The following is a 25,141-nucleotide window of genomic DNA, read 5'->3' as shown; positions in this document are numbered from 1 at the left end:
CACTACTTTCGCAGTCGTCCCATGAGTACCGTGTTGTAGTAGTTTCCATCTGACAAACGCTTATCGTTTCGCAAAACACCTTCTACTTCAAAACCATATGCATCACATACTGCTCACCCTTGCGCCCCATTACCCGGTTACCTTGATCGACAAAGCCGTTTCGCGCATACACACGCTGCGCCGCCTCATTCGCGTGGTTCACGCCGAGTACAATTTCATCGCACCAAGGAAAATGCTCTCGCACAAACTTCGGCAATATTTGAATTGCCTCGCTCGCAATTCCTTGTCCTTGAAAATTTGGATGCACAGAAAAGGCACGAAGTAACATGGCGCTTGTATTGGTGCTGTATGATTGCACACCGCCCCAGCCGTGGAGAACAAAAAAACCGGCTACTTGACCATCCTGTAAAATCACAACAGGATGGCGCTCCTCATCTTCTTGACTTACCTGCAAGGCCTCATACGGCAAAACGGTAAAATCACTTTGATGCGGCGGCAAATAAAAAGCTTTAAGCTGTTCTTCATATTGTGGTTGATAGAATGCTAGTGAAATTGTCTTCATATGCCTCTCATAGCTCCTTTGTCATAAACATACTGTTTGGGTCATGCTTATAATGGGCAAACGGCTCACAGTAGGTAAAGCCAAAGCTTTCGTACAGCCTACGCGCCGGGGCAAACGCCGCCATCGAACCTGTTTCCAGGCTGAGTCTTGTGTATCCGCGCTCTTTGGCTACGTCGATAATATGCGCAAGCACCTGCCGCGCTACGCCCTTTCGCACATGACGGGGATCTGTTTTCATTGACTTAATTTCGCCGTGCGCTGCACCCAGTTCCTTCAGCGCACCGCACCCGACAAGCTCTTCCCCCTCCCATGCACTCCAAAACGTCACATCCGGCTGACGCAGACCATCAAAATGCAGCGCATGCCTGCTTTCCGGCGGTGAATGTAGCGCCATACTTTCGAGATGATTCATAATTAATGCCTGCACGCGTTCATCGCTCAAGTCGTCCACCTGCATGCGCACGCGCCAAACACGGTCAAGCTGCCCGGCATAAAAACGAATCGCGCGCTGATATGACAGCACCTCAGCATCATTTGTCGTATCAGCGATGCAACGCAGCAGAATCTCCATGGCTTGCTCATGCTGATGTAAATTATGTAGGGTCATTGCATAAAACACCGAAAGCGCCCGGTTCTCTGGAAATCGTGACATTCCCTTTTGGAATGTTTCTTTCGATTTTTCATAGTTTCCTAGCGTTCGATATGTACTGCCAAGACCTAAGTAAGCCCCTGCTAGCTCCTTATCAGGAAGGCCAAGTGCAATCGCTTTTTCATAATACGGTACCGCCGCTACTTCCTCCCCTAGCACATCAAAGCTCCACGCGCATTGATAGTGCACATCCGGATCATTTGGATATCGGTTGACCAACTGCAAGCACAACGCATTCGCTTCCTTTAGCTTCCCGTCTTCACGTAGTTTCATAGCTTGCTTCAATTCCTCGCGCATTGTTCATCCTCCCATCTGTCTCTTTTTCCATCATACACCATATCAGAACTTTCTTGAAATACAAAAAAGAAGTGCAGCACGGCACCTCTCATTCGTATACATCATCTCACTTAGAAGCTAGGAATATAAGTCAACATCCAAAAAAATTTATGGCTGCTAAAGGGGTCATGACCAATCTTTCTTTTTTGCTTGTTGAAACAAAATTGCCTACAGTATTGAGCCCCATCAATACCGTTATAACCATTAGAATCATATCTGTTCTAACATTAAAACCTAGCATTATGATTCTTATATGTATGAGAAAGACAAAGCTCATCAGGAGTAACACAAATGCAGACAGTAAGCTCATCACTCGCATGTTCTTTGCAAGCACGCCGTCGTATTTACCGCCCCAGCTATATGCTGCAAGAGGAAACCCTACAAAAAGTAAAATTTGAAAAACAGCAATACCGATTGAAACTGCTGCAGCAATCGTAGACTTGCATGATTATTTCCTTTATATAGAGACCTTCCTTTACACCATGTGCTGAGTGAATAATCCTTTCTATATTATATGCCACATGCAAAAATGAGCTCTCCATTAACGGCAGCCATTCTTTTTCCTTCATATATTGCTCTGCTGCTTTACCAGTCTAATCTGCATTTCCGCCCTTACTTGCTCTGGAAGCCTCTCCGGCTGCAATTGGCTCATATCTGTAAGAAGAACATCCGTAATCGGACCAGCTGCTCGGTAGCCATGTTCGGTTAGCCAGACTTGCACAAACTGCATAATATCTTGAAAACGTTCTTTACCGGCCATGCCTTTTACAAGCATGGTCATATACAGTCCCCCATCGATTACGCGCTCCGCTTCTAACTTCTCAGTATGATCGAGCGGCAAGCATACTTCAATGTCCTTTTCTGCTTCAGCTATAAAACGCCATGGTTGATTCACATCGATATGATGGTGAATTATCATAAAATGAGAAGGGATGACAATGTCATACTTTTTCGCCAGACTTATTAATTCATTAAAGTAGAGAGTATAGGATTCCAAATTAGCGGCATGACTTTTCTTGCGAAGGGATAACACACGCCTATCTGGAAGCTGTTTCATTTGCGCTGAAAAGAAAGACTTTTCTTGTTCCATCGCACTGCGTATGCCTGCAATTCTGTTTGTCAGCACCTGTAGGGAGGTTTGTAGCGCCTTCACCTCCTCTTCTATCTCCGCCCGCTTCTTTTCCATGAGAGCTAGTTGATGGTCCACATCGTTTTCTCCGAGCATGTCGACAATGTCTTCAATAGAAAAACGAAGCTCCCGCAAATTTTGAATAATGCGGACCTTCGCAACATCTTGATACGTATAATATCGGTAATGATTAGAACTGTCTTGTCTCGGTGTGATAAGCCCAACCGAATCGTAATATCGCAGCGCAGATGGTGCTACACCGCACAGCTTGGCCATTTCTCCTATGGTATAACTGTTGTTCATTGGAATCTCCTTAATCTTATTTTATTATAGTATATTGACCTTCAAGTAACTTGAACCTTTATGATACATACTAGTATCATATCAGGAGGTTACATTATTATGAAAAAAATCATTATACTGACTTGTATCCTATGTATCGCCATCTTGGGGTACTTTAGTATTCCCTTCACTACATCTGAAACAAATGACTTTTATCAACCGTTCACGCGTTCACCGCAGGCATCAGCCGCGTTACAGAAAACACTTAACGAAGAAATGAAAAAGGGCGAAGCGGATGCAGTGGTAATGTTAGAAGGTGACAAACTGCTAGCAGAATGGGGAGAAACTGACACAATATCTAACGTAGCCTCCGTTCGTAAAAGCTTGATTAGTGCCTTGTTCGGAATTGCAGAGGACAAGCAATTGGTCAATCTGCAGCAAACACTAGGTGAATTACGCATTAACGATACTGTCAATCCGTTGACTGAAACCGAAAAGTCCGCCACAATCGAAGATTTATTGAAGGCACGCTCAGGTGTATACCTGCCGTCGATCGGTGAGTCTCAACAAATGAAAGAGTTACGTCCAAAGCGCGGGTCTTATCAGCCAAATGAACATTATTACTACAACAATTGGGACTTTAATGTGCTCGGTGTCATTTTCGAGCAAGAGACAGGTCTGTCCATCGGTGAAGCATTTTATGAATGGATTGCGAAACCTACCCACATGAAGCAATTTCGTCCAGAAAATGTTGTGTACAACACAGCTGAAGATACCTCCATTCCGATGTACAGATTTTATATGTGTGCAGAGGATTTGGCGCGTTTTGGCGCATTATATGCCAACGATGGCGTCTGGAATGGTAAGCAAATTATTCCAAAAACCTGGATTGATAAAAGCTTTACTGCCTATTCCACCATTGAAGATGTCGATCAGTTCACAGGATACGGCTATCTTTGGTGGCTAGAGGATAACAACAAGCTACAATGGGCGGTAGGCGCAGGTGGACAGTTCATTATTGTTGATAGAGCAAATAAGTTGGTCGTTGCTATGATGAACAACACAGGCACGACACCACTACAGGTATTTTTATATCGTCAGTTTTCAAAAGAAGAGACCTATGCAAAAGCAAGAAGCATACACCATCTCGCCAAAAAGGAAATAGGAAAATAGACTGCCTGGCCTGGCAGTCTATTCTTGCGCTTCAAAATGTCAGGTTATGATTCATGCAGACCTTGACTGGCGGCGATTGCATCGGTTCGGAAAAAGATGCTTTACATTGTCTTTTTGACCTTTTTATTGAACCATTCCCGCAAAACAGTCTTTGTTTAGCCCGTATTGTGTAACGATTATAGCAATACGTAAACCAATACCATGATACCAAGTAACATGACCGAAATACCACCCAAAATTCCGTTGTTCACCAGCCCCTTCCCAAGCTCACGCTTGTTTGCGTACATAAAATTCCACTCCTATTCTACTATATGTACGATCAAAATACATGCCTTGAGGGTACTTTATGGCACCCATTACTCTTTTTGTAACATAATAAAGTCATAAGAATAAATTTTCTTGCCCCATGGCACTGACTTCAATAGCTTGTCCATACCTATAACATCTGTTTCCTTCACTTTTTCTCCATTATGTAGACTGTATTCCTCTATATAATATTTGTGTTTGCGGTCAAAATCATGACGAAGCACGTACAGACGATCTTTTTCAAAATAACTTTGTTCATGAAAACGGACGCCGTCTGTCACATGATAATCAATTTTAAACTTTCTGCTAACGGCTTTCGTTTTTGTATCAAACGTAATCATATCACCGAGACCATCTATGTAGTATAATTTGTCTTCATATAAATATGCGGAACGCTCTGTGTCAAAAGGAATTATAGCAATCGCATCCTCAAAACTTCTTGCTTTCTCATAAATAGGTGTTAAATCGACTTCAGCTGTTTCTTTATCTATCCGAAGCACATACGTCATTTCTGTTTCTTCTTCCCCTATTCCGGCAATCACTTGATAGTGGTATTTTGCATCACTTACAATAGACGATACACTTGAATAAGTCATGGTTTTTGGCAGATTTAATACTACCGGATCAGTCATTGACATACTTGTACCAGCAAATGTGATTGATCTCATGATATATGTGTCGTTCTCCTGCTCATTTCCTATGATAACAACCTTCTCTCCGTCTTTCCCCTCACTCATTAGATAATGCGGTATATTGGCCGTATGAATACCTTTTCTATCAATATGAATGACGTTGGAGTTATAACCGCCGTTCTTCTTGTCAAAACCTGAGTTGTAGATATTCACAAAGCGCTGCTCTTTTGGCAAATAAGTGTTATATTCCCCGGTATGCTGATACTTTGTCTTGTAAGTAGCGGCTTTCTTTCCAATAAGTCGGATGCTGTCTTTGGTTTCAAGCAATAACTGCTTTTTATCATCTGATATGTTGATATTGCCCGATTCCAATCCTTTCATCTGATATCCCGCTGCTCTTCCCTTTCTATCTATAAAAATTGCATAACTAAAGCCCTTCCCGTCCATATCTTGGTCAGCAGTCGTTGAAAGATAAACGACTGCTTGTTTATCTTGTAAAAAACTTGGATGTCCAATGTCTGCTTCTGATAGAATAGTAAGTCCCCGCTTACTAAAAAAGAAAATATATGATAGGACAGCTAGTAAGATGAGTGCTGCAACAAATACGATATATCGTTTTTTCATATGTCTCTCTCCTAATAAGTAAAGAAGCACAGCAGTAACAGCTGCACTTCTTTACAATTATATCTTGCGTACTACTGAAGTTTGTTTTGCATCACGAACATCTCGTGGATACACACCTGCGCCACCATCAACATCTAAGTCCAGCTTGCCATTGAGTTGATACGCTGACCATATAAGCTTAGAGCAATTTTTAGCACCATAATGTGACGTATGACGATTGGTGGCAAAATTATAGGAATAGGAATCTACACCTACACGACCTAAAGCCCATTTGGCTGCATTTTGTTTGTTGGTTGAAGATGTATTAACAGACTTTATAACCGCATCACCTTTATCAACTTTTCTTTCTTTTGCAGTCTTAGTACGAACACCATCTCCTGGTACAGATTCAACTATTTTCTCTTTAGAAGAATACATTCCGACATGACCATGATTTAAATAAGCGGTTTGAGAAGCTGTGTAAAAAATATTCCCCACACTACTAGGTCCTACTGGAACAGTACCACCACCCCCGCCTTGGGCACGTATCCCCTTACGTGACTCTTCAATTCCTTTAGCGTCATTCTTCTTTAATTCTTGTAAAATCTGCTTGGCAATTTGCTCTTTTGTATTTCCTGTGTTTTTAGCTATTTCGTTGATACTTGAGATAAGCTCCGCCTGACTTACACCTGGCTGTAGCTTCTTAATCTCATTAATGTAAGGTAAGTTATTACTTGCGGCAAGCGAAGAAGTCGGTAGCGCCGCAACTGAAGTCACTACGCCAACCGTTAGAGCTAAAGCACGTAATTTTTTCATATAAAGCCTCCTACAATACTAATTTATCATCCAAAATATTAAGCTATTACACTCCAAAAGGATAACATTAGTTAATTTACCATTAAATAACTTTTTAGTAAACACAAACCTTTAATTTTATTTATAAAAATTTGAAATTTCACTACATTTTACCTGAAAATTTATGTTAAACCTTCAATCATGGCGAGTACCTGCAAAGAAACAAGATATTACTTTATACCGCTGGCTACAAACAGCGAGGCATCTTGATTCATGAAAATACGGTTTCCATGATGGAATGTCCTGATTTCGATACATGTAAATCCCACTTCGGATAGTGTTTTTTTCAGTTCTTCCTGCGAAAAACCGTTATGAACGCTGGGGTGATACACGGCATCGTTTTTGTCGAAATCCACAATCATCAGTTTGCCGCCGCGATTTAAAATGCCAAACAATGTTTGTAACATGCTCTTTGTACCGGAAATATGAAGAAGGACGAGTGACAGTAAAATGATGTCCGCCTTACATGTAGGCGTTTCTTGCGCAAAATCCGCATGCAGCACTTGCGCGTTGGCAATTTCTTTGTGGTCGATTTTAGCTTGCGCCACCTCCAGCATTTGTTTGGATGAATCCACCAGCAAAACAGAGTCCACCACATCCCATAATGCCAAGCTGATTAGACCTGTGCCACTCCCATAATCTAGTAAGGATTTCGATTCGCTGTTTCGTAATTCACGTCGTATTTCCTTCACTATCACTTGCGCCAATTCAATTCGTTCTTTTGTATCATACCTATTTGCCAGCTGTTCAAACACGTTATATGCCATATTTCCCCCTGCTTCCCTATTCTTGTGCTTCAAACTCCTCCATCGTCAGATCATGGTTCACACCAATCGCAGCATGCATGCCTTGACTGGCGGCGATAATTAATTGTGCCGGCCCGGCCAAAGACACGTCGCCTGCGGCATATACACCCTGTACACTCGTCTGCCCTAATTGCTCGACGATGATGCCGCCTGGTTTGTTCAATTTACAGCCAAGCGAAACCGCCAAATCGTTCGATTGTGTAAGCAGCGTAGTCGCAAAGCCACCTGCTCGCTCCAATGACGTGCCGTCGGCAAACACAATCCGCTCCAGCTTGCCGTCTGTACCGACCAAATGCAAAATAGGCAGCTCGTTAATGCGGATGCCTTTTCTCCCAAGTACCTGTAGTTCTTCTTTTGACAGAAGCTCTTTACCGTTCGTACAAACAACGATGTCCTTGCTCCACTGATACATCGTTTGAGCAAGATGAAACGTCGTCCCGTGCCCTGCAAGCAATGCTAACGGCTGATCGCGCAGCTCCCAGCCATCGCAATACGGACAGCTAAAGATGCTTGTTCCATAATAGTCCCGTATTCCCGTTACATCTGGCAGCTCTTCTTTTAGCCCCGTCGCAATGAGGATTTTTTTACTGCTATGTGATTCTCCTTCGATAGTCATAATCCGGAACGTCCCGTCATCTTCCCGTTTCACTTCCAGCACTTCAGCCGTTTTTATCGTTACTGACGGATATTTTTTAATATCGCGGTGTGCCATATCTCTAAACTCGCTTGGTGTGACGCCGTCTCTTGTGAGAAAACCGTATGAATGGCGGGTCACCCTGTTACGTGGCTTCTTGTTATCAAACAACATCACCCTTCGTCTCGCTCGCCCCAACACCAGTGCCGCGTTTAATCCCGCAGGCCCGCCGCCGATAATTGCGCATTCCAGCATGATACTTCACTCCTTTTACAGATATTAAAGATATTTACAATCTATAATTAATCCAAAAAAATTAGTTTGCTGCATTCATGATATAATCTACGATCTCTTGATCCACTTGCCGTAGCACATTTGCAATTGTTTGTGCCCGTAAATATTCTTCCTTTTTACGTTCTGCTTCATTCATTACGTGACCGATAAAGCAATTGTGTTTATCATGCACTGCATTCTCAAGACTGCAGTGAAAGGAAAAGGCCGTTCCCTCAATCGCATGTATCACATCCAAAAAGGTGATGTCCCGAACATCTTTCACCAATGTATATCCACCCTTGACTCCCGTGCTCGACTCAATGAAGCCCGCCTTAACCAAATTAGTCAGTACCTTGGACAGATAGGTTGGCGATACCTTTTGCACTTCTGCTAGCGGCTTTACCCCGATTGTTTTGCCGCTCGGTAATAGCGCCAAATACACAATCGTATGCAGAGCATAGTTTGTTGCTTTTGAATACTTCACTTGTTTACCTCCTAATTATAGACTAAACAACTCTATAATATCCATAATACAACCACAGTGTCAATCACACACAACAAAAAGCCTTGCACGACACATCGCACAAAGCTTTTCTACTGCTGTAGCGCCTCCACAAACGAAGCACTATCCACATTTTGTGATTCCATTACGGGAACATAAATATCAAAATTAGCAGCTTGTCCCTTTGGGTTGAAGTTCTCTCCATATATCTCCATACAAAATTGTTTGGATTGTACTTCCCTATTATGCTGACGTGCCCATGCAAAAATCTCCTCATAGGTTTTCGTAACTTCTGCCAGCTCTAGACCGAGCATATGGCTCTTTTTCACATAACATCCTGCTGGCAAAGATAGTGCAGTCATGTTGTTGGCAATCACAGTGGCACTTGTAGCTTCTACGGTCACATAATACAAGAAAGAATCCCTTTCAAACAATGCCAAGGCGGTTTTCACAAGAGGCAGCTTAATGCCGGGAAGATGCGGCGCTTCTAACAACAATTGCATCCACAGTCTCGGAGCCAAAAGCTCTGTTTCTGCTTTCGCTGTATAAGGTGCTTGGAAACAATAGCCGATATAAGTGCGCCGAGGAAGATGAACTATTTCTGCAGGATAAGTAGAATGGCTTTTTTCTAACATCCGAAAGCCGCCTTTTCGGCCTGGTATTGCATATAGCGGTACACCAAGCGTACTCAGTTCCTCTAAGTAACGTAACATGGTTCGATAAGATACTTGAAACTCGTCAGCAAGTTCTTGTACGGTAAAACTGCGTTTCAAACGCACTCGTTCCATAACAGCAAGCAGCCGATTCGTCTTGCTCATAACACACCTCCATTTTTTAAAATATGACAGGTATTGTCAAGATATCATAGTATGATAAAAAAGAATACTGCAAATGCGGAAAGGTTGAGGAACATGATCGAAATCAAAAGCCTGCCAGCCTTATATGTGGTTGGGAAAAAAGTACAAGGGAATTGGAAGCGGCTTGGTACCGAGATGCCAAAGGCTTGGAGGGAAGTAATGGAAAGACGCGAAGAAATCTCCCATCGTACATCGCCTTACATACTAGATATTTGTCTCCATCTTCGGCATGGCATTTTCACACAGCTGGTGGGTGTTGAGGTAGAAAGATTGGCATCCATCCCTGCTGGTCTAGAAGGCGTCACCATTCCCACTCAGCGCTACATTTCTATGAAATATGCTGGACCTATAACAGAAATAGCCGGTGCCTTTCAGGATATGATGGAATGGGCGAACAAGAAGGGATATACACTAGATAAAGAAGATTTTAAGATACAGTATACACCCGAAAACGAAGCTGAAGGATATGATTTATACTATAAGATTCTCTAGTATACGGCGCCTTACAATACTGATCATTATAATGGATTGCTCCACTATTAGGTGCTTGCTTTACAATAACACGTGGATAGTACAAAAAGGATATGTCAACACATATCCCTTTTGTACCTGTGGCCCTCAAGCCTGTGAAATTTTGGGGAAGCGCGCTTCGGTCGGCAAGGTAGCTGTCACAGCTCGCACCATCCAATTGCTAGTAGCATTGATGTTAGACTAGAGTGTAGACACAGATTATAATAAGAGAGAAATTGAGGATAAGGTGTCTACATGAAACGATATGATGAAGACTTTAAGAAACAAACGGTGCAGTACCTGGTTTCGGAGGGGAAGAGTGTAGCCCAAGTGGCCCGGGAACTGAAGATCAGCGTGGATACCCTGCATGGCTGGAAAAAGAAATATACCAAGGAACCAGAGATTCAGAGCCTTCAGGTGTTTTCCTCCGAAGAACATGAACTGCGGGAGATGAGAAAGCGCATCAAGGATTTGGAGGAGGAGAACGCCATCCTAAAAAAGGCGATGCACTTCTTCGCGAGAGACCATCGGTAAGGTACCAGTTCATTCATGAACACCGCTTCGAGTACCGATTGGAGAAGATGTGCAAGGTGTTACATGTATCTCGAAGTGGATACTACAAGTGGCGCGACAGAGACGAAAGCCAGCGTGACAAGCAACGCAAAGAATGGACCGTGCAGGTGAAGGAAGTGTTCCTTCGTTCACACCAGCTCTACGGCAGCCCAAAAGTGGCCAAGAAGCTGAACCAAGAGGGCGTCAGCATTTCGCAACGCACGGTGGCGCGCATCATGAAAGCAGAAGGGCTGAAGTCTCGCACTGTAAAAAAGTACAAAGCGACGACGAACAGTAAGCATAACCACCCTGTGCAGGAAAATGTGCTGGATCAGTCGTTCGTCGCGACTAAGCCCAATGAGAAGTGGGTAGCGGACATCACCTACATCCCGACAGATGAGGGGTGGCTCTACCTCGCGACGCTCATGGACTTATACTCGCGCAAAATCGTTGGCTGGCATATGAGTGACCGCATGACAAAAGAGCTCGTCCTGAAGGCGCTGGAACAAGCCCACATGCGACAAAAACCGAAGGGTTCGGTGCTCCATCACAGCGACAGAGGAAGCCAATATGCCTCGCTGGAATATCAAAAGCGCCTGGCTCAATACGGGATGCAAGGCAGTATGAGCCGCAAGGGCAACTGTTACGACAATGCCTGCATCGAGTCCTTTCACGGGATTCTCAAGCGAGAGCTCGTCTACCAGACGAAGTTTGCGACACGTGAGGAAGCGAAACAACAGCTCTTTGAGTATATAGAAATATTTTACAATAACCAACGTATTCACTCGACCTTGGGGTATCGTTCTCCATCTTAATACGAACGTATGTACTCTAAAAATGCTGCATAATTGTAAAATATCTGTGTCTACTCTCTTTACTTAATATCACATCGCCTCTATCAATTGCTTAAAAAGCATGGTCGTAAATGTCATCGTTACAAAAAAATGACTGTCTTCGATATTCTTGGTGTTGTCTATGAAACGACGGTGAATAAAAGACAAGCTGCCTAGCGAAAAAATCACATTTTCATAGGTTTATTTGGCATGTTTATTTTTCCAAAACTCATTAGTTACAGTACAAAAATCAAGGTGTAGCTAGAGTTTCTCACCGTTGGCTTGATGGGCATGTGACGCTACCCCCAGTTATTCATCTAATGAAAGTAAACTACCCCAAAATTTTCGTTTTGGTGTCTGGATAGGCTAACATTTAATTGGACAAAATTCATAAATGCAGAATGAAAAAGACCTCTGACACCCGAGGCCTTCCGTATGTATTCTAAGATTTTGTTTACAAAGGGGGCTCAACTCATTAGTGTTGACGATCCAGATTGACAGTTTAATTAATAGAAGCTCATAATTGCGCAGATAATAAAGTACAAAAATGATTAGGGTGAATACAGTGAAAAAAGCGTTCATTACACTAGCAATTTCATGTAATTTTATTCTCTATTCTAATACTTGTGCTGCAAATACAACTTTTCCAGTAGGGGGCTCAAAAGAGGAACTGTACCAAGATATTTTTATCAGTCTTCTTCACCCTACCATTCAACAGAAAATGAACGAATTTTATAAAACTATACTAACGGTTGATCCTGTAGTCTACCCATATGAAATTACTGTAAGAGAAGCAAAGCGAATAGGGGAAGGACGAACATTCCAATTTCTATTAACTGTGCGTGTAAGTCCAGTAGTAGGGGCTCATATTGATGTCGGTCTTGATGAATTTGTGTTTTATATTGATAGCAGTACCTTTAAAATAATTAGATTCACACATTTAAAAACTGAAAAGAATTTCCCACCGCATTTGCAGCACATTCTAAGGAAAAATTAAAAAGGGTAGGAATTTTGTTAACGGGTTCTCTTTTGAGGGAGAAAAAGTGAATTAGTATGGTATTTTGCATTTCAAATTACACCCTAAATCGCAGTCGTATTGCACATAAAAGTCAAAAGGAATTGGCAAAATAACCAATCCCTTTTGACTTTTACATTCATTTGAATGATTCTGCTACTCCAATGAGTTGTTCCTTGCTGATTTCCTTTTTGGACTGCTTAGAAAAATAGGTTAAGTCATAGGAAATACCGTTGTCTTTCCAATTCAACATTTGTGCGCCCGCATCATTTTTTACATAGTACCCTTCTTTGGAGCCGATTTTTATTGTTTCGCGCTTCAAATCATCCGCGTATTCCACATTGCCCTTTACAATTTGGAGCCCCATTTGCTCGCCACCTTCACCTACAAACATAATCGTCATCACATTTTTCTGTGTTCCTAAAGAACTTACATCTGTACTCTTAACTTGAAAAGGCATTTGAGTTGGTAATTTGGGTTGGAATTCTGCCTTTTTTACTTCTGAAACGAGTTTTGTTTTGTCAAAATTTTGGAGGTCATTGTTCCCTTTACTACAAGCAACGATAAGAGAAGAAGCAAGCAGAAACGCGACAAGGACTTTCTTCAAAGCAACTCCCCCTAATTGGAAATATTTATCACTTCCACTATATTCGGTATATATAAATCCATTCCTTTATCGTATATAAAGAAGATCGTGCAAACTGAAAGTTTTTTCTGTCAGTCCCAGTCGTTGAGCAGGTGTCCGCTCATCATGCTTTCCTGTTTTAAACGGCAGACAGAAGTTGTAGTACGTCCGCAGAATGATCAGAGCATATTGGGCGTATTTCGGATTGAAATTAGCGTAAATATAGCTTTTTCCGTCGCCGCGAGCGGTCACAAGCGGACATTCCAACGTAGACAATCGTCGGCGGATTTGCTGAAAGAAGCGGTTTATCCCATGGTCATTGCTTCCTGCCAACAGACGAGCGAGTTCAGCCTCGCTCATGCCGCTGCTATCTGTTTTGCAGTCCACCGTATAATAGCCTTTGTCTATGCAAGTGGATGTTCCAACGGGGCATTCGCCCACTGATAGGCTGTCTTATGGGCTTGCAAAATTAGACCTATTAACTAGAAAAGTCCTGTTTCAAAGCGAATAATACGTTTAAAAAACATGTGTATTATACCTAATCTCGAGCATAATTCTTCACCAAAATTACGGGAAAAGCAAAATAAAAACATTTAGGGACATTAAGAAGCCAATGCTATTTTTTCAACCTATCTTTAATTAAAAAATGTAGTTCCTTCAGCTTTTCTTGATATTCCTTAACTTCTTTCTCTTTAGAATATCTGTCATCGTTTAGTTCCCTTTCTAGCATATACATCTTGTCTAATTCCGGTTTTAATTTCTTTATGGTCTCAATATCATCTTTTTGGACTAGGTTTTGCAGATACTTTGTGTATAATCCAATATCTACAAATAAATTATCCATATCCGCCTGGATTTTGGTAACTACTAATTTATTGTAGGTTGATTTGTTTTCACTTATGACACCAGGAATAAAATTAGGGTTATCCATTAAATATGAGTCGATATAACCTTTAGCATATATAAGATCTGTTGGACTATTTGCTTGGGACAATGTTTTTACAACATTCCCAAATCTGAATAAAAAAACCGAATGATTGTATTCGTATATATCATGTAAAGCAGCCTCTGATTTTACTGAGTTACTTTCATTACTACTTTGATTTGAAGTACAGCCGCCTGTAGCTAATAAAATCGAACTAGACAGTAATAAAAAAGGGACAATTTTCATAGAAAAACCTCCAATTCAAGTTTTTACTATATCGAGATTACAGAACAAAATGGGCGGAGCTAAAATAGATTGATTCGATATGCCTTCATTCAGCCAAGACTCAAACTTTGAGAACTCTTGGGACGTAAGATGTAATTCTTCCCTAGTTATTTCTTGCCTTTTAGGACCACTCCACAATACTTTAAAAATATCAGGATACATATCGCATATACAATCACTAGCTGAAAGGTGTGTAGAATTATTGCCTCGATCTGTACTGTCTTTTACAGAAGCCGGTTTAACTAGATAATATCCACCTGATAAATAATTCATGCTTTGCCCCTTTCTCCTCGTACTTATTAATTTATAAAAAACCCTCCAGATTTCTTATTTGGAGGGCATCCATGTTCACATAAGCAGTATTATGAGAAGTTCTTTTAGAACATACTACCCTATGAGGTGATCACATGTTTTATCTGCATAAAATTTTCGTCCTATGCGGAACTGTAAGTATTTTGCATGTCAGCAACATACCTCAAGAACCGCTTCCTTTAATCAAAAAAACTTACACCAATCTTCCTGAAAAAGAGAATTGGGTAGTGGTTCCAAAGGGTACTAAAACCATTACAATTCATGTAGAAGCTGATCACACAGAAACTGTATTGTTTTGGCTTATACCAACAGGAACAGCAACATGGCAAGAAAGAAAATTAATTGGCTATGATACCGATCCAACAGATGGCTGGTCTTTAAAATGGAGTATTGATGGGCTCGATTTACATAACCATATTCAAGTACAAGCACTGAGTCATACCAATGTAAGTAATGACTTATTCAATATTATATCTGAACGCAAGTAAACCCGGTTGTCTTGTTACAGAGACAACCGGGTTTTACGTAACGTTAAAGTCGTAAGTACATCAATATGAACATAACCATGTGTTAGTTGAAGATTTTAGGAATGATTGATGGATTATAAAAAGGATTTTTATCCATTACATGATGTGGTATGAATTCCATTTTTTTCGCTTGATACATTTTATCGCGATGCTCATAAACAATAATCATATCTCCAATAAACATAGCAGGTGTTATTTGCCCGCTTACTCTTGCCATAAGATGATTGTTCATTACTTCATAATCAATGACACTCCCAAAACCTACATCTTCAAATAGATATGAAGGGGCTATTGACTTAGTATCAACAATAGATACTTTATCACCTACAATCACTTCCGCTTTTTCCGTTGTTAATTTTGTTTTTACATTTTTATAAATAATCGCTAAAGGATTATCAACAAGTTCGTCAATCAATCCATTTGCATATCTATAAACGTAAACTTCTTCATCTAATACTCCTGTACCATAGCCTTTGTTTAAGATGATAATTAATTCTTTCTTTTTATCTGTATTGATATCCTCGTAAAAAATTTGCGGGGCATAGGTAGGGTTAGTTACATTCATCCAGAACGGCCTAAAATAAGTCTCACCTTTAAAATGAATTTTAAAATCTCTATACATACTTCCTGTTTTTTTGGCATACAAGGTTATGTTTTCCTTGTCTAACTTTGAAATCACCATATATCCTTCATCTGCAGCTTTAATATGTTGAGGAACAATTAACATAATTGTTAACAATAAAGGACTGTATCTCTTCATAGGAATCACCTCATTTTAGTGTTCCCTATGAGGTTTTCTTATTCAACAGCGGATAGGCTACATTGAGTGGGTCAGAATTTATAAATGAGTAAAGAAAAAGACCTCTAACAACAGAGGCCCCTCGTATGTATCTTAGTATTCAGTTCGCAAAGGGTACATATCTCATTTGTAATGTGGTCCAAGCTGTTTTCTCGCTGATGAACAAATTTGCCAACTATGTCTTTCATTGTTTTGCATAAGCCGCTTGAACACGTGTGACTAATTTTGCATGAATCGTGACAGTTTTTTAGGAGGACGAGGGGCGTTCTTGTTATGTATAGGGGGTTTAGGGTGGTTTAGGCGGGGTGGTGATACCCCTGATCTTAGATTTACACTCTCTTGCGGGACACCTAAACTCCAATCTCCTCCCTCTTGTGGTCCGCGAACCTAGTGTTATACACATATTAAGAATAAAACGCATATTTGTTCAAAGGTTGCAAAGTCAGCTTCCTACTTCAAATATTCCTGCTGAATTCCTTTGCATTTATTCCATTTTTAACTAAAAAATCCATTGATTACAACACAGGTGCACAAAAGGATGCAGACTTAGAGAGAGTTACGAGATTACGTTCGTTGGTTTAATCGTATCAGAATTCATAAAACATCAGACTATATGAGTCCGATGAAATACAAGAGGGCGCACCGAACTGTCCAGTTTGGTGTTGACAATCCAAAAAAGGACAAATCTCCCTCAGTGAGAAATCTGTCCTAAATCAAATAAAATGAGTCTATCTTACATAAAAGAACCAGAAATCGCAACATAAGAGTCATTTATAACTTAATCCATCACATTCATAAGGACTTCACAATCGCAAAAGCCCCCTTGATTCTGTATCGCTCTTACAACCTTAGATTTTCTACTCTTAGGCACATTCTCATCTAGCCATTCTTTTGTATACGTGAGTGTATGATCACAGCCAAAGAATTCTATCTTATTCTGTAAATATACACCTAATGATTCCAATTTTTCCGGTGACATATTCAATTCCTGCCATTGTCCCCCATACTCTTTTAACATAGCTAGTCTTTTTAAATCTTTGCGATTTCTTCCTCCTAATTCTAAAGCCTTTTGTAGACTGAAGATGGCAGCATTATAATTTAGTAAATATTCCTCTACTTGTGATAATAAATGCCATGCTAAAGCTTGATTAGGTTCATGTTCTACATATACCTTTAAACCCGTTCGCGCTTTTAAAAGGTAGGGTATCGCTTTTTTTGCAGGTGCTCTTCTCTGATAAGCACCTTGCATTGATAATTTTTGTCCTTCTATTAGTAGTTGTTGTAACTCTTCTAAGTTATTCATTCATACCAATCCTTTGGCTAATCGAAGTATTTAAGTAAGGAAGCTAACTAATATTAAGATTGAGGAAGTATATCCATATTATGCACTGTATGTTCTTCTACCTCTTATCAATCAACATAGAACTCATTATTGGAAGTTACTATGCATATTTTCTCTTAGCAAAACTTTCACTTGATACCCCTATAATCATTGCTGCACCAACAAATATTAAAGGAATAGAAGAATCTTGAATAGAGGGAATTAGAATCATTAGGACAGCTAATATTGCATAGATTGCTGACATTGTAAATGATACATACCCCATATATGTACAATATCCTTTTTTGTTTCTTACTGTACTCGCAGAAGCAAAGGATATTTTTCCGAGTTTCCAATTATTTTTAATTAAAAGCAGATATCCAATATAAAATGTAAAAATGCTTAAACACATTAAAATAATAATAAGTATTATCACGGCATAACTCTTCCCCTTTTTAGAATTATCAGATATTTAATCGTAGCATGTATAATTATAAATGAGGTATGGATTTTCTTTTGTATGTTCTATACAGTTCTAGTTACTATAGGATATGATTATTGGAGTTTAACGTACTTAATCAATTTATAAAAACCCTCCAGGTCTCTTGGCTGGAGAGCATCCATGTTCATATAAACGGGATTATTGAAAGCACAACAAATTATGGAAAAAATCATAACTCATGATTAACACTGTAAACACCACATCTAACCCGAAGGCAATTATAGGATTTTCCATGTTACTTGAATTAATGCTAACAATGAAAACTGATACCATTATTGAGTATCTTTTTTCACTAATAGTTTAATTAAAAATACCTCTGGAGTTAGTATAGTTTCCTCGACACAATTTAGTTAAGTCCTTACAATCATAAACTTTTCCAGTTTAGTGTAGCCTTTCCAAAGTTCAAGAAACTCTATTTATGTTAACCTCATATAACACATTATTTTTAACTATATCGGCACGCCGCTTAAGGTTTTTCATACCTATTTTCGCATTAAAACTAACTTGTAAATGAGGTTGCTTTGCCCCTAATCTTTTGGCGACATATCTTTTGTAAGAGCACCAGTTGCCCTTGCGGCTTTAATCCTAGATCCTCCTACAAATGCAGAACCACCAGCTGCTAGTACCCCCAAAGCTCCTTGCCCTGCCCTATAAGCCTTATATCCATCATATGCTGCAAATCCCGCATTCACAGCTAGCCAGAAAAAGTGTCCATCTGGGTCAACACCCATAAACGGATTGTTATTTACATACGTATACCCATTCTGCGTAATCGGATCACCTGGATCTGGGTCCATCGAAATGAATACACCTTGCTTTGGATGATAATAACGTACCATCAAGTAATACATGCCAATTTCTTTATCGTGCATGTATCCCGTATACCCAAACGGATTATCTGGCTGCTAAGTCTTCTGCATGGCTCAGCACATTGCCCCATGCATCCATGCCGCAAGCTGTATGTCATTGCAATAACATCACCGTGTAGGTTGTAATGGTAGTAGAACGCTTGGCCTTGCGTTTTCACTGCGAGCCTTAAGCCTTGACAGCTCCCTAATTAATATGCCGTGTCTACTTTCTTTATTTAAATATCAGCTTACTCTTCATCCTCTTCCAAACTGTTCAAAAGTGCTGAAAAAGAATCTGAAACCACAAAGATAGAGTTCTGAGGATCCTCTGCTGCTTTTTCATGATCCCAAAATACGATATTAGGTTGATTTTCTATACTCTTATAAAAAAAACATATAAAATTCCCAAATGGGTCCCGTGCAAATGGATAGACATGTTGTGGAAGTCTGTCACAAATATCTTCATATACCTGTATAATTGAATGATTGTCATCAAGATCAAAGGTTAACAAATTGTGAAAAATATTTTTACCTTGCTCTGCTATACAAAACACTCTTGGATTTGGCCTTCCTCCATCATATTTTTTAATACATTCTACAAACTCTCTAGGGAAGTCAATATTAAAATAGCCTTCTACCTTTTGAATCATCTCATCTGTAATCTTTTTTTCACGAACTCTTCTCCAATTAATATCCATTTCTTATTCACTCCTATGATACAATTATTTTGCAGATCCCCAGATATGATAACCTCCTGTATGACCTGTTTTTCTATGTGTTTCATAATCAACTAATTGCATTCTTCCGAAATCCTGATGGTGATGCCATGTAAACCTCTCTGGAACATCCCCATATTTAAAATCTTCTATTTCATCTGGTGTAAAAAGACTTGCTATTTCAGGATTTTGCTGAATTTCTTCATACAGTGCTTTACTAGCCCTTCTAAAATGAACATCCCTTCCCTTAGTATAATCCTCTACATTCAAATACTGTTCTGCATATGACTCAAAAATTGGAAATCCTTTTTCATCAAAGGGAACTTTTGTGGTAGGATGCTCTCCTTCAGCTAAATGGCCATTCCTTACGTTAATGGTTCTACCATCTTCAAGAGTCATCTTTACACTGTTTTGAAATACATCTTCGCTTAATGATTTCCCCCACATACCTGTTGGAGAAGTAATATCTATACCTACTGTCTTTAATTTATTCGTACTCTGTAATGAATTAGCAGTAGTGCTCATTAGATTTATACTTTCAGTCATTTTCATAACTTTATCTACGCCCTTAGCCCCTAGAAATCCTATTCCTATTTGTACTACTCCATAGGAAAACCATTCTGAGCGACTCTCCACATCACCATTTACTACTTCCTCGTCCCATGACCTCACTAAGACGTCTTTCATAGAATTCCATGTATCAACTGGATGTGAAACAGCTTGTACAAGATTTTCTACTACTTCACCTGGATCAGAAAGTAATTCCTTTACACCATCAACAGTCTCCTCTATAGCTTTTCCAGTACCTTTATATATTCCATCCCATACGTCTTGCGGCATAGAATCTTTTTCTAATATCTTGTTAGAACCAGTCCTTGCATCTGCTTGACGAAACTTTGTCGCAATACTCTTAAGTTCTCTTTCCGTTTGATGCAGAGCTTGTATATACTTATCCATCATACGAACAGATTGCCCAAACTGCTTCTGGAACGTTTCTTTTTTCGACCCCTTCCATACACTGCACAAATGCCCAATAGACTGTTGCAGTATTGTTTGTAATTGTATACTTTGCACTTTAGCTTTCGAAAAGCTATTTGCCACTTCTTCCAATTTCTCAGGTGTGACTTGTATCTTCACGCTCTTTCTTTGTGCAGCATAATATGCCTCTCCCTATTATTCTAAGTCTAAACTACTTCCTTCTATTAGTAATACCTTAATTTTACAACAAAATATAGGGAGTCAAAAAGAAAATCTTATATAAAAAAAGGTTTCTGACACCCAGAGGCCTTTCGTATGTATCTTCAGATTTAGTTTACAAAAAATATACATCTCGTTGCTAATGTGGACCGGGCTGTCTTCTCGCTGATGAACAAATTTGCCAGCGATGTCTTTCATTGTCTTGCATAAGCTGCTTGAACACGTGTGACTAATTTCACATGAGTCAGCGCAATTTTTCTTGCGGAACACCTAAACTCAAACTCCATCTCTCTTGTGGGACACCTAAACTCAAATTCCCTTCCTCTCGTGCTCCACGAGACGCTCTTGCGGGACACCTAAATTCCCATCTCCGCTCTCTCGTGGTTCGCGAGCCTAGCATTATACCCATATTAAGAATAAAACGCATATTTGTTCAAAGGTTTCCAAGTCCGATTCCTACTCAAGACATTCCGGCTGAATTTCTTTGTGTTTATACCATCTTTAACAAAAAAATCACAGATTACAGCGCAGGTGCACAAAAGAATGCAGACTTAGAGAGAGTTGCGAGATTACGTTCGTTAGTTTAATCATATCAAAACTTATAGAACATCAGACTATATGAGCCCGATGGAATACAATAGGGCGCACCTTAATAAAACTGTCTAGTTTAGTATTGATAATCCAATATTAGATTTACTAAACACTGGGTACAAGAATAGCCATAGAGGAGTTTCCCTATGGCTACCTTTTTATCCTTCTATACCTAAGTGCTTTTTAACTACCATTTTAGTCTGATATAAAAGGACTGGCTTATCGTTTAATAGTTTTTTAATTCCTTCAGGTTCTAATGATGGGTCAACTAGTTCCAAAATATTTTTCTCTAAAGAGGCAATAACATTTCTTTCGCTTAATTTGTCTATTGGTAAGCAGTCAATTTGATTCCCATCAACTTCAAAGTAGAACCTACATCTAATATCACCATCAACATCTCTTGGTAATTCCAGATTAGGGTTAATTTCTTTTATTACAATCCCCACATTCACATAGTAACAATTTGAGTAATTTGATTTTTGTAAACCTAGAGAACATATAACTTCATCACTATCCTTATCATACCCAAACGGATTATCTGCTGCTAAGCCTTCTGCATGACTTGTCAGCACATTGCCCCCTGCATCGTACGTATATTACGCCACGACTTTGCCTATGCTGTCTGTCATCACAATGACATCACCGTGTGGATTGTAGTGCTAGTAGAATGTTTGCCCTTGTGTTTTCATCGTGAGACGTACGCCGCTAGCATTGTACACGTACTGCTGCAGTATGGCACCACTTGTGTTTGTTTCATACAATATGTTAATGCTGTCGCCGCCATAATGATAACGGGTTGTGATGCCATTCACTGTTTTTTCAATGCGGCGACCATCTCGGAGCTCAGTGTATTTGTTGTATTAGGGATGCAATTGTTTCATAATAAAGTTGCACTGTTTTAAATAAGGTTCAATGATGCTGTTCAAGAGAACTAATAAAAAAGACCAGGAAAGCAACAAAACACGCCTCACAAAAGGTGTAAAGAATAGAGAGGATATTCATGGAAATATACGATAATTCGGTTTTTATAAAAACAGATCGTCTCGTTTTAAGAAGATTTAGTGTAAATGATATCAAATACTTTCACTCATACCGCTCCAATCCAGCAGTTTCTCTATTTCAATCATGGGAGAATTATCAATATTCTGAAGCAGAATCGTTTGTTAATGATCAAATAAAAAATATGCCCAATCAACCAGGTACTTGGTTTCAATTCGCGATTGCTCTAGCTAAAAATGACCAGCTTATTGGAGACTGCGCGCTTCATACACCTTTAAATGAACCTCGCATTGTAGAAATTGGATTTACTCTTTCCCCAGAATACCAGGGCAATGGATATGCAAGCGAAGCAGTCTCGGGTTTATTACACTATATATTTCATTCATTGGGAAAACACAAAGTAACTGCTTTCTCTGATGTTCGAAATCAAAAGTCCATTGCTGTCCTAGAGCGTGTAAACATGAGACAGGAAGGACATTTATTACAAAATTATATGTCAAAAGGACAATGGGTTGATGAATATCAATATGCAATACTGCAGTCTGAATGGAAGAAACGGAAAGGTTTATTAACTTAAGATAATGAAGTACCTTTACAGAAAGAAAATGAAAAAAAGAATGACTTTCTCTTAAATTCTCTATATAAACATCAAGTAAACCCAAAATCAACTTTTATTGTATATTTGGAATTTACTTGACGTTTACTATTGATTAAGACTATGTACCATCTTCAATTTTATAATCAAATGAAAGAGGCGGAATAAATTAATCTTCTTATCAGTTTTACTACATGAAACACCTACTACTTTAAAAAGCAAGATTATTATTGCTCCTCTTGATTACATAACTCTTGTGCAATTTGCTTTATGCGCTCTAATCCTATACCTTCTCTTTGTTCAACTGCTAATGGGTGCTGAGTGGGTTCTAATTCGATATAAGGACGTACCCCAACTTCACGAGTATGAACCATCGTTTTTAAATTGATTGTTTCAGGATAACAAGGAATTGAAGTTGATAACCAGCCAAACATCGGTTCTAATTGGTGTTCTCTTCCTTCCTCTTCCCAAGAATCAATTGTTATACCGAAGTTCTCTTCACTTAACGAAACCCAAACATCCCAAATAAATGTTTCTTCTCCATCTAATACTGGAATTTCAATACATCCACGAATGAAAAATAATTTCTCATCAATTACACATAGATCTTCATTCATTTCAACACGACTTTGCACTTCTTCCATCGGTATTTCATAAACATAATCAGGAACCGGACTTCCATAACTCATTGGAAGTTCATCATGATACTTCCCGCAACATCTACATACATAACCCTTTGTATAATTACGCATCATATTCCCCCTCAATAAAGCATAATATGATCTCAATTCTAGCCTAAAAAATATAAGAATTAAATAAATATTTGTCCTTTAAAATAAACTATCCGTCTGTAAAACTGTACATTAATACTTGCTTTCAACACCATTTGAGCCAAAAGAGTGGTAATTCAGCTACCCTAAATCAATTCTTAATGCATTTGCTACCTCTTTCACTGGATAGATCATATCGAATTGGATAGAATTCATATAAATTTAATTGATAAAGAGATAAAGAAAAAGCCTCTGGCAACCCCGAGACCTTTCGTATGTATCTTCAGATTCAGTTCGCAAAGGGTACACATCTCATTGTTAATGTGGTCCAAGCTGTTTTCTCGCTGATGAACAAATTTGCCAGCGATGTCTTTCATTGTCTTGCATAAGTTGCGTGAACACGTGTGACTAATTTGCATGTATCACCGCAGTTTTTTTGAAGGGTGAAGGGCTATTTGTTCCTATTATGTATAAGAGCTTTCCATTAGTTTATGCGGGTTGGTGGACGGGTATGTTAATTATCTCAGGTTTTTATTTAAAAAGCGCCTGAAGAGATGAGCATAAGTAAACCTTAATAAAATTGTCCAGCTTAGGGTAGCATTTCCAGATGTTTCTGCTTCTACAGCATTAAGTTTTTGTTGCATCATAAAAATGAATTCCTTATAGAAGAAGGTTGTAACAAAGCTATTTTCTATGATTACTCCTACCTTATCATCCCAACTCTATAATGATTGTAGGAAAACTAATTAAACGTCATTTTGTTATTGCAGGTCAATTATATATACACCTTCTGTTGTTTGTAAATACAACGCAGATCCTTGTCCTACATAAGATATAAATGTAATCTCTTCATTTAATTCATTGTATGGAATCACAGTTTCAGTCTTATTGGTAATACAAGAATATAGCACTAGCTTTCCACGATTAGTAGCAAATAAAACTTTGTCTTTTCCAACAGCAAATCCATTAGAATCATGATATGTTCCTATCGTTACTTCTGGCCACCATTGATAGAGTTTTTTATTCTTTATACAAACTAAGGGATACTCAGAATGATAATATAACCATACCTCATTACCATTGACATTCATGGCATAACAATCATCGATGGACGGAATTCCTAGTTCATCAACAAACTTACCGTATTCCTTAAAAACGATTTGTCCATAACAATCGAATGCTATAATTCCATCCCAACAAATTTCCGTTTCACTAAATATCCCCTCGTCAAAATAACTAATCCATATATTGTTCTCATCATCAACCTGACAGTTTTGAATACCATCTCCAACATAAAACTGATGCATTACCTTTCCTTCTTCATTTAGGATATAGGCATTATCACTATCTTCATGATTGATTAACAACCAATTGTTTTGTATGTTTTGAACAAATAAGAGTTTCTGTAAATCGATAACATGCGATAACTGCGTATGTTTTCTATAATTGTCACTACCGTTCCACTGAATAATATAAGGCTTACCTTCTGCTTTTTGGCATACTAGGATTAATTCATTTTGATTTCCCGTATACATTCTTTTAATCTGATTTGCATATGCATCTAGACACTTTATTCTATTAAAGCTTACTCTTCTCATACGTTACCTCCTTAAAAACATC

General features: G+C 39.1%; 27 protein-coding genes and 6 pseudogenes. 8 read left to right on the top strand and 25 right to left on the bottom strand.

The genetic code is table 11. From position 1 onward, the window contains the following. Positions 1 to 2: 2 nt before the first annotated feature. The 4 genes and pseudogenes from MUG87_RS18710 to MUG87_RS18695 form a co-directional block, all read right to left on the bottom strand. Positions 3 to 95 (bottom strand): annotated as a pseudogene (locus MUG87_RS18710) (GNAT family N-acetyltransferase); the annotation flags it as partial. Beyond that, a complete protein-coding gene (locus MUG87_RS18705) occupies positions 83 to 562 on the bottom strand; it encodes a GNAT family N-acetyltransferase (RefSeq protein ID WP_247084164.1) in 480 nt (159 codons plus the stop codon). The gene MUG87_RS18705 and the pseudogene MUG87_RS18710, both read right to left, overlap by 13 nt. Before the next feature lie 7 nt (positions 563 to 569). Further along, positions 570 to 1,025: a GNAT family N-acetyltransferase gene (locus MUG87_RS18700; protein WP_124566070.1), complete on the bottom strand. Its 456-nt coding sequence runs from the start codon at positions 1,023 to 1,025 to the stop codon at positions 570 to 572. Further along, positions 1,026 to 1,508 (bottom strand): annotated as a pseudogene (locus tag MUG87_RS18695) (tetratricopeptide repeat protein); the annotation flags it as partial. A gap of 330 nt (positions 1,509 to 1,838) precedes the next feature. On the opposite strand from MUG87_RS18695, the gene MUG87_RS18690 reads away from it, so the two are divergent. Further along, positions 1,839 to 1,985, top strand: coding sequence for a hypothetical protein (locus MUG87_RS18690; protein ID WP_247084163.1), 147 nt, complete (start codon positions 1,839 to 1,841; stop codon positions 1,983 to 1,985). A 127-nt stretch (positions 1,986 to 2,112) separates the two neighbouring features. Here the strand turns inward: MUG87_RS18690 and MUG87_RS18685 are convergent, their stop codons facing one another. Continuing rightward, the gene (locus MUG87_RS18685) at positions 2,113 to 2,979 is read right to left on the bottom strand and encodes a MerR family transcriptional regulator (RefSeq protein WP_247084162.1); all 867 of its coding nucleotides are present in this window, start codon (positions 2,977 to 2,979) and stop codon (positions 2,113 to 2,115) included. Between the two features lie 99 nt (positions 2,980 to 3,078). Between MUG87_RS18685 and MUG87_RS18680 the strand changes: the two genes are divergently transcribed. Further along, on the top strand, positions 3,079 to 4,131 hold the full coding sequence (locus MUG87_RS18680; protein WP_247084161.1) for a serine hydrolase domain-containing protein: 1,053 nt from the start codon (positions 3,079 to 3,081) through the stop codon (positions 4,129 to 4,131). Between the two features lie 356 nt (positions 4,132 to 4,487). Here MUG87_RS18680 and MUG87_RS18675 read toward each other — a convergent pair whose 3' ends face one another. The 6 genes from MUG87_RS18675 to MUG87_RS18650 form a co-directional block, all read right to left on the bottom strand. Beyond that, on the bottom strand, positions 4,488 to 5,693 hold the full coding sequence (locus MUG87_RS18675) for a hypothetical protein (protein ID WP_247084160.1): 1,206 nt from the start codon (positions 5,691 to 5,693) through the stop codon (positions 4,488 to 4,490). 57 nt (positions 5,694 to 5,750) lie between these two features. After that, a complete protein-coding gene (locus tag MUG87_RS18670; protein WP_247084159.1) occupies positions 5,751 to 6,488 on the bottom strand; it encodes a hypothetical protein in 738 nt (245 codons plus the stop codon). A gap of 209 nt (positions 6,489 to 6,697) precedes the next feature. After that, complete coding sequence (locus MUG87_RS18665) at positions 6,698 to 7,294, bottom strand: class I SAM-dependent DNA methyltransferase (protein WP_247084158.1); 597 nt, start codon at positions 7,292 to 7,294, stop codon at positions 6,698 to 6,700. A gap of 16 nt (positions 7,295 to 7,310) precedes the next feature. Then, complete coding sequence (locus tag MUG87_RS18660) at positions 7,311 to 8,222, bottom strand: NAD(P)/FAD-dependent oxidoreductase (protein ID WP_368042547.1); 912 nt, start codon at positions 8,220 to 8,222, stop codon at positions 7,311 to 7,313. Positions 8,223 to 8,283: 61 nt separating this feature from the next. Further along, the gene (locus tag MUG87_RS18655; protein ID WP_247084157.1) at positions 8,284 to 8,724 is read right to left on the bottom strand and encodes an Rrf2 family transcriptional regulator; all 441 of its coding nucleotides are present in this window, start codon (positions 8,722 to 8,724) and stop codon (positions 8,284 to 8,286) included. Positions 8,725 to 8,834: 110 nt separating this feature from the next. Then, positions 8,835 to 9,560, bottom strand: coding sequence for a GyrI-like domain-containing protein (locus MUG87_RS18650; RefSeq protein ID WP_247084156.1), 726 nt, complete (start codon positions 9,558 to 9,560; stop codon positions 8,835 to 8,837). 93 nt (positions 9,561 to 9,653) lie between these two features. Here MUG87_RS18650 and MUG87_RS18645 point away from each other — a divergent pair, with 93 nt between their 5' ends. The 3 genes from MUG87_RS18645 (at position 9,654) to MUG87_RS18635 (ending at position 12,491) form a co-directional block, all read left to right on the top strand. Beyond that, a complete protein-coding gene (locus tag MUG87_RS18645; RefSeq protein ID WP_247084154.1) occupies positions 9,654 to 10,091 on the top strand; it encodes a GyrI-like domain-containing protein in 438 nt (145 codons plus the stop codon). Positions 10,092 to 10,364: 273 nt separating this feature from the next. Further along, positions 10,365 to 11,476 (top strand): IS3 family transposase gene (locus tag MUG87_RS18640; protein ID WP_247084153.1). Its coding sequence is split into 2 segments (ribosomal slippage): positions 10,365 to 10,611 and positions 10,611 to 11,476, totalling 1,113 coding nucleotides; the frame shifts between segments, so codons are not numbered across the junction. Between the two features lie 583 nt (positions 11,477 to 12,059). Continuing rightward, entirely contained in the window at positions 12,060 to 12,491 is a 432-nt protein-coding gene (locus tag MUG87_RS18635; protein WP_247084152.1) for a DUF3888 domain-containing protein, read from the top strand. A 157-nt stretch (positions 12,492 to 12,648) separates the two neighbouring features. Here MUG87_RS18635 and MUG87_RS18630 read toward each other — a convergent pair whose 3' ends face one another. The 4 genes from MUG87_RS18630 to MUG87_RS18615 form a co-directional block, all read right to left on the bottom strand. Then, on the bottom strand, positions 12,649 to 13,116 hold the full coding sequence (locus tag MUG87_RS18630) for a DUF4367 domain-containing protein (RefSeq protein ID WP_247084151.1): 468 nt from the start codon (positions 13,114 to 13,116) through the stop codon (positions 12,649 to 12,651). A gap of 66 nt (positions 13,117 to 13,182) precedes the next feature. Then, entirely contained in the window at positions 13,183 to 13,521 is a 339-nt protein-coding gene (locus tag MUG87_RS18625) for a hypothetical protein (RefSeq protein WP_247084150.1), read from the bottom strand. Positions 13,522 to 13,750: 229 nt separating this feature from the next. Continuing rightward, complete coding sequence (locus MUG87_RS18620; protein ID WP_247084149.1) at positions 13,751 to 14,305, bottom strand: hypothetical protein; 555 nt, start codon at positions 14,303 to 14,305, stop codon at positions 13,751 to 13,753. 15 nt (positions 14,306 to 14,320) lie between these two features. Next, positions 14,321 to 14,617 (bottom strand): hypothetical protein, encoded by a 297-nt coding sequence (locus tag MUG87_RS18615; RefSeq protein WP_247084148.1) that lies wholly within the window; start codon positions 14,615 to 14,617, stop codon positions 14,321 to 14,323. 134 nt (positions 14,618 to 14,751) lie between these two features. Between MUG87_RS18615 and MUG87_RS18610 the strand changes: the two genes are divergently transcribed. Next, positions 14,752 to 15,144 carry a hypothetical protein gene (locus MUG87_RS18610; protein WP_247084147.1) on the top strand — a complete coding sequence of 131 codons (393 nt, stop codon included), beginning with the start codon at positions 14,752 to 14,754 and terminating at the stop codon, positions 15,142 to 15,144. Between the two features lie 82 nt (positions 15,145 to 15,226). Here MUG87_RS18610 and MUG87_RS18605 read toward each other — a convergent pair whose 3' ends face one another. After that, on the bottom strand, positions 15,227 to 15,943 hold the full coding sequence (locus MUG87_RS18605) for a hypothetical protein (RefSeq protein ID WP_247084145.1): 717 nt from the start codon (positions 15,941 to 15,943) through the stop codon (positions 15,227 to 15,229). Between the two features lie 604 nt (positions 15,944 to 16,547). On the opposite strand from MUG87_RS18605, the pseudogene MUG87_RS19755 reads away from it, so the two are divergent. Then, positions 16,548 to 16,694 (top strand): annotated as a pseudogene (locus MUG87_RS19755) (IS3 family transposase); the annotation flags it as partial. A gap of 66 nt (positions 16,695 to 16,760) precedes the next feature. On the opposite strand, the gene MUG87_RS18600 reads toward MUG87_RS19755, so the two are convergent. The 7 genes and pseudogenes from MUG87_RS18600 to MUG87_RS19750 all read right to left on the bottom strand — a co-directional run. Continuing rightward, a complete protein-coding gene (locus MUG87_RS18600) occupies positions 16,761 to 17,285 on the bottom strand; it encodes a DUF2695 domain-containing protein (RefSeq protein ID WP_247084144.1) in 525 nt (174 codons plus the stop codon). 139 nt (positions 17,286 to 17,424) lie between these two features. Then, positions 17,425 to 17,739, bottom strand: a complete 315-nt coding sequence (locus MUG87_RS18595; RefSeq protein ID WP_247084143.1) for a hypothetical protein — start codon at positions 17,737 to 17,739, stop codon at positions 17,425 to 17,427. A gap of 773 nt (positions 17,740 to 18,512) precedes the next feature. Then, positions 18,513 to 18,847, bottom strand: a pseudogene (locus tag MUG87_RS18590) (RHS repeat-associated core domain-containing protein); the annotation flags it as partial. Between the two features lie 54 nt (positions 18,848 to 18,901). Then, a complete protein-coding gene (locus MUG87_RS18585) occupies positions 18,902 to 19,351 on the bottom strand; it encodes an SMI1/KNR4 family protein (protein WP_247084142.1) in 450 nt (149 codons plus the stop codon). A gap of 24 nt (positions 19,352 to 19,375) precedes the next feature. Next, positions 19,376 to 20,506: a WXG100 family type VII secretion target gene (locus MUG87_RS18580; protein ID WP_247084141.1), complete on the bottom strand. Its 1,131-nt coding sequence runs from the start codon at positions 20,504 to 20,506 to the stop codon at positions 19,376 to 19,378. Between the two features lie 809 nt (positions 20,507 to 21,315). Further along, positions 21,316 to 21,666: pseudogene (locus MUG87_RS18575) on the bottom strand (DUF4304 domain-containing protein); the annotation flags it as partial. A 12-nt stretch (positions 21,667 to 21,678) separates the two neighbouring features. Beyond that, a pseudogene (locus MUG87_RS19750) lies at positions 21,679 to 21,993 on the bottom strand (RHS repeat-associated core domain-containing protein); the annotation flags it as partial. Positions 21,994 to 22,157: 164 nt separating this feature from the next. Here MUG87_RS19750 and MUG87_RS18570 point away from each other — a divergent pair. After that, the gene (locus MUG87_RS18570) at positions 22,158 to 22,733 is read left to right on the top strand and encodes a GNAT family N-acetyltransferase (RefSeq protein WP_247084139.1); all 576 of its coding nucleotides are present in this window, start codon (positions 22,158 to 22,160) and stop codon (positions 22,731 to 22,733) included. A 245-nt stretch (positions 22,734 to 22,978) separates the two neighbouring features. Here MUG87_RS18570 and MUG87_RS18565 read toward each other — a convergent pair whose 3' ends face one another. Together MUG87_RS18565 and MUG87_RS18560 are read right to left on the bottom strand one after the other, a co-directional pair. After that, the gene (locus MUG87_RS18565) at positions 22,979 to 23,503 is read right to left on the bottom strand and encodes a DUF2199 domain-containing protein (RefSeq protein WP_247087791.1); all 525 of its coding nucleotides are present in this window, start codon (positions 23,501 to 23,503) and stop codon (positions 22,979 to 22,981) included. 779 nt (positions 23,504 to 24,282) lie between these two features. Further along, positions 24,283 to 25,119: a hypothetical protein gene (locus tag MUG87_RS18560; RefSeq protein ID WP_247084138.1), complete on the bottom strand. Its 837-nt coding sequence runs from the start codon at positions 25,117 to 25,119 to the stop codon at positions 24,283 to 24,285. Positions 25,120 to 25,141: the final 22 nt, after the last annotated feature.

The organism is Ectobacillus sp. JY-23 (assembly GCF_023022965.1).
GTDB lineage: Bacteria > Bacillota > Bacilli > Bacillales > Bacillaceae_G > Ectobacillus.
Note: the sequence above shows the minus strand (reverse complement) of the source record. Positions and strands in the feature narration are given on the sequence as shown.

Excerpts from the sequence above, each read along its gene's own strand:
- MUG87_RS18560 (WP_247084138.1), bottom strand. The coding sequence starts at position 25,119 with ATGAGAAGAGTAAGCTTTAATAGAATAAAGTGTCTAGATGCATATGCA.
- MUG87_RS18665 (WP_247084158.1), bottom strand. The coding sequence starts at position 7,294 with ATGGCATATAACGTGTTTGAACAGCTGGCAAATAGGTATGATACAAAA.
- MUG87_RS18690 (WP_247084163.1), top strand. The coding sequence starts at position 1,839 with ATGCAGACAGTAAGCTCATCACTCGCATGTTCTTTGCAAGCACGCCGT.
- MUG87_RS18675 (WP_247084160.1), bottom strand. The coding sequence starts at position 5,693 with ATGAAAAAACGATATATCGTATTTGTTGCAGCACTCATCTTACTAGCT.
- MUG87_RS18680 (WP_247084161.1), top strand. The coding sequence starts at position 3,079 with ATGAAAAAAATCATTATACTGACTTGTATCCTATGTATCGCCATCTTG.
- MUG87_RS18570 (WP_247084139.1), top strand. The coding sequence starts at position 22,158 with ATGGAAATATACGATAATTCGGTTTTTATAAAAACAGATCGTCTCGTT.
- MUG87_RS18565 (WP_247087791.1), bottom strand. The coding sequence starts at position 23,503 with ATGCGTAATTATACAAAGGGTTATGTATGTAGATGTTGCGGGAAGTAT.
- MUG87_RS18670 (WP_247084159.1), bottom strand. The coding sequence starts at position 6,488 with ATGAAAAAATTACGTGCTTTAGCTCTAACGGTTGGCGTAGTGACTTCA.
- MUG87_RS18615 (WP_247084148.1), bottom strand. The coding sequence starts at position 14,617 with ATGAATTATTTATCAGGTGGATATTATCTAGTTAAACCGGCTTCTGTA.
- MUG87_RS18620 (WP_247084149.1), bottom strand. The coding sequence starts at position 14,305 with ATGAAAATTGTCCCTTTTTTATTACTGTCTAGTTCGATTTTATTAGCT.
- MUG87_RS18650 (WP_247084156.1), bottom strand. The coding sequence starts at position 9,560 with ATGAGCAAGACGAATCGGCTGCTTGCTGTTATGGAACGAGTGCGTTTG.
- MUG87_RS18605 (WP_247084145.1), bottom strand. The coding sequence starts at position 15,943 with ATGAAGAGATACAGTCCTTTATTGTTAACAATTATGTTAATTGTTCCT.
- MUG87_RS18660 (WP_368042547.1), bottom strand. The coding sequence starts at position 8,222 with ATGCTGGAATGCGCAATTATCGGCGGCGGGCCTGCGGGATTAAACGCG.
- MUG87_RS18645 (WP_247084154.1), top strand. The coding sequence starts at position 9,654 with ATGATCGAAATCAAAAGCCTGCCAGCCTTATATGTGGTTGGGAAAAAA.
- MUG87_RS18705 (WP_247084164.1), bottom strand. The coding sequence starts at position 562 with ATGAAGACAATTTCACTAGCATTCTATCAACCACAATATGAAGAACAG.
- MUG87_RS18600 (WP_247084144.1), bottom strand. The coding sequence starts at position 17,285 with ATGAATAACTTAGAAGAGTTACAACAACTACTAATAGAAGGACAAAAA.
- MUG87_RS18585 (WP_247084142.1), bottom strand. The coding sequence starts at position 19,351 with ATGGATATTAATTGGAGAAGAGTTCGTGAAAAAAAGATTACAGATGAG.
- MUG87_RS18610 (WP_247084147.1), top strand. The coding sequence starts at position 14,752 with ATGTTTTATCTGCATAAAATTTTCGTCCTATGCGGAACTGTAAGTATT.
- MUG87_RS18685 (WP_247084162.1), bottom strand. The coding sequence starts at position 2,979 with ATGAACAACAGTTATACCATAGGAGAAATGGCCAAGCTGTGCGGTGTA.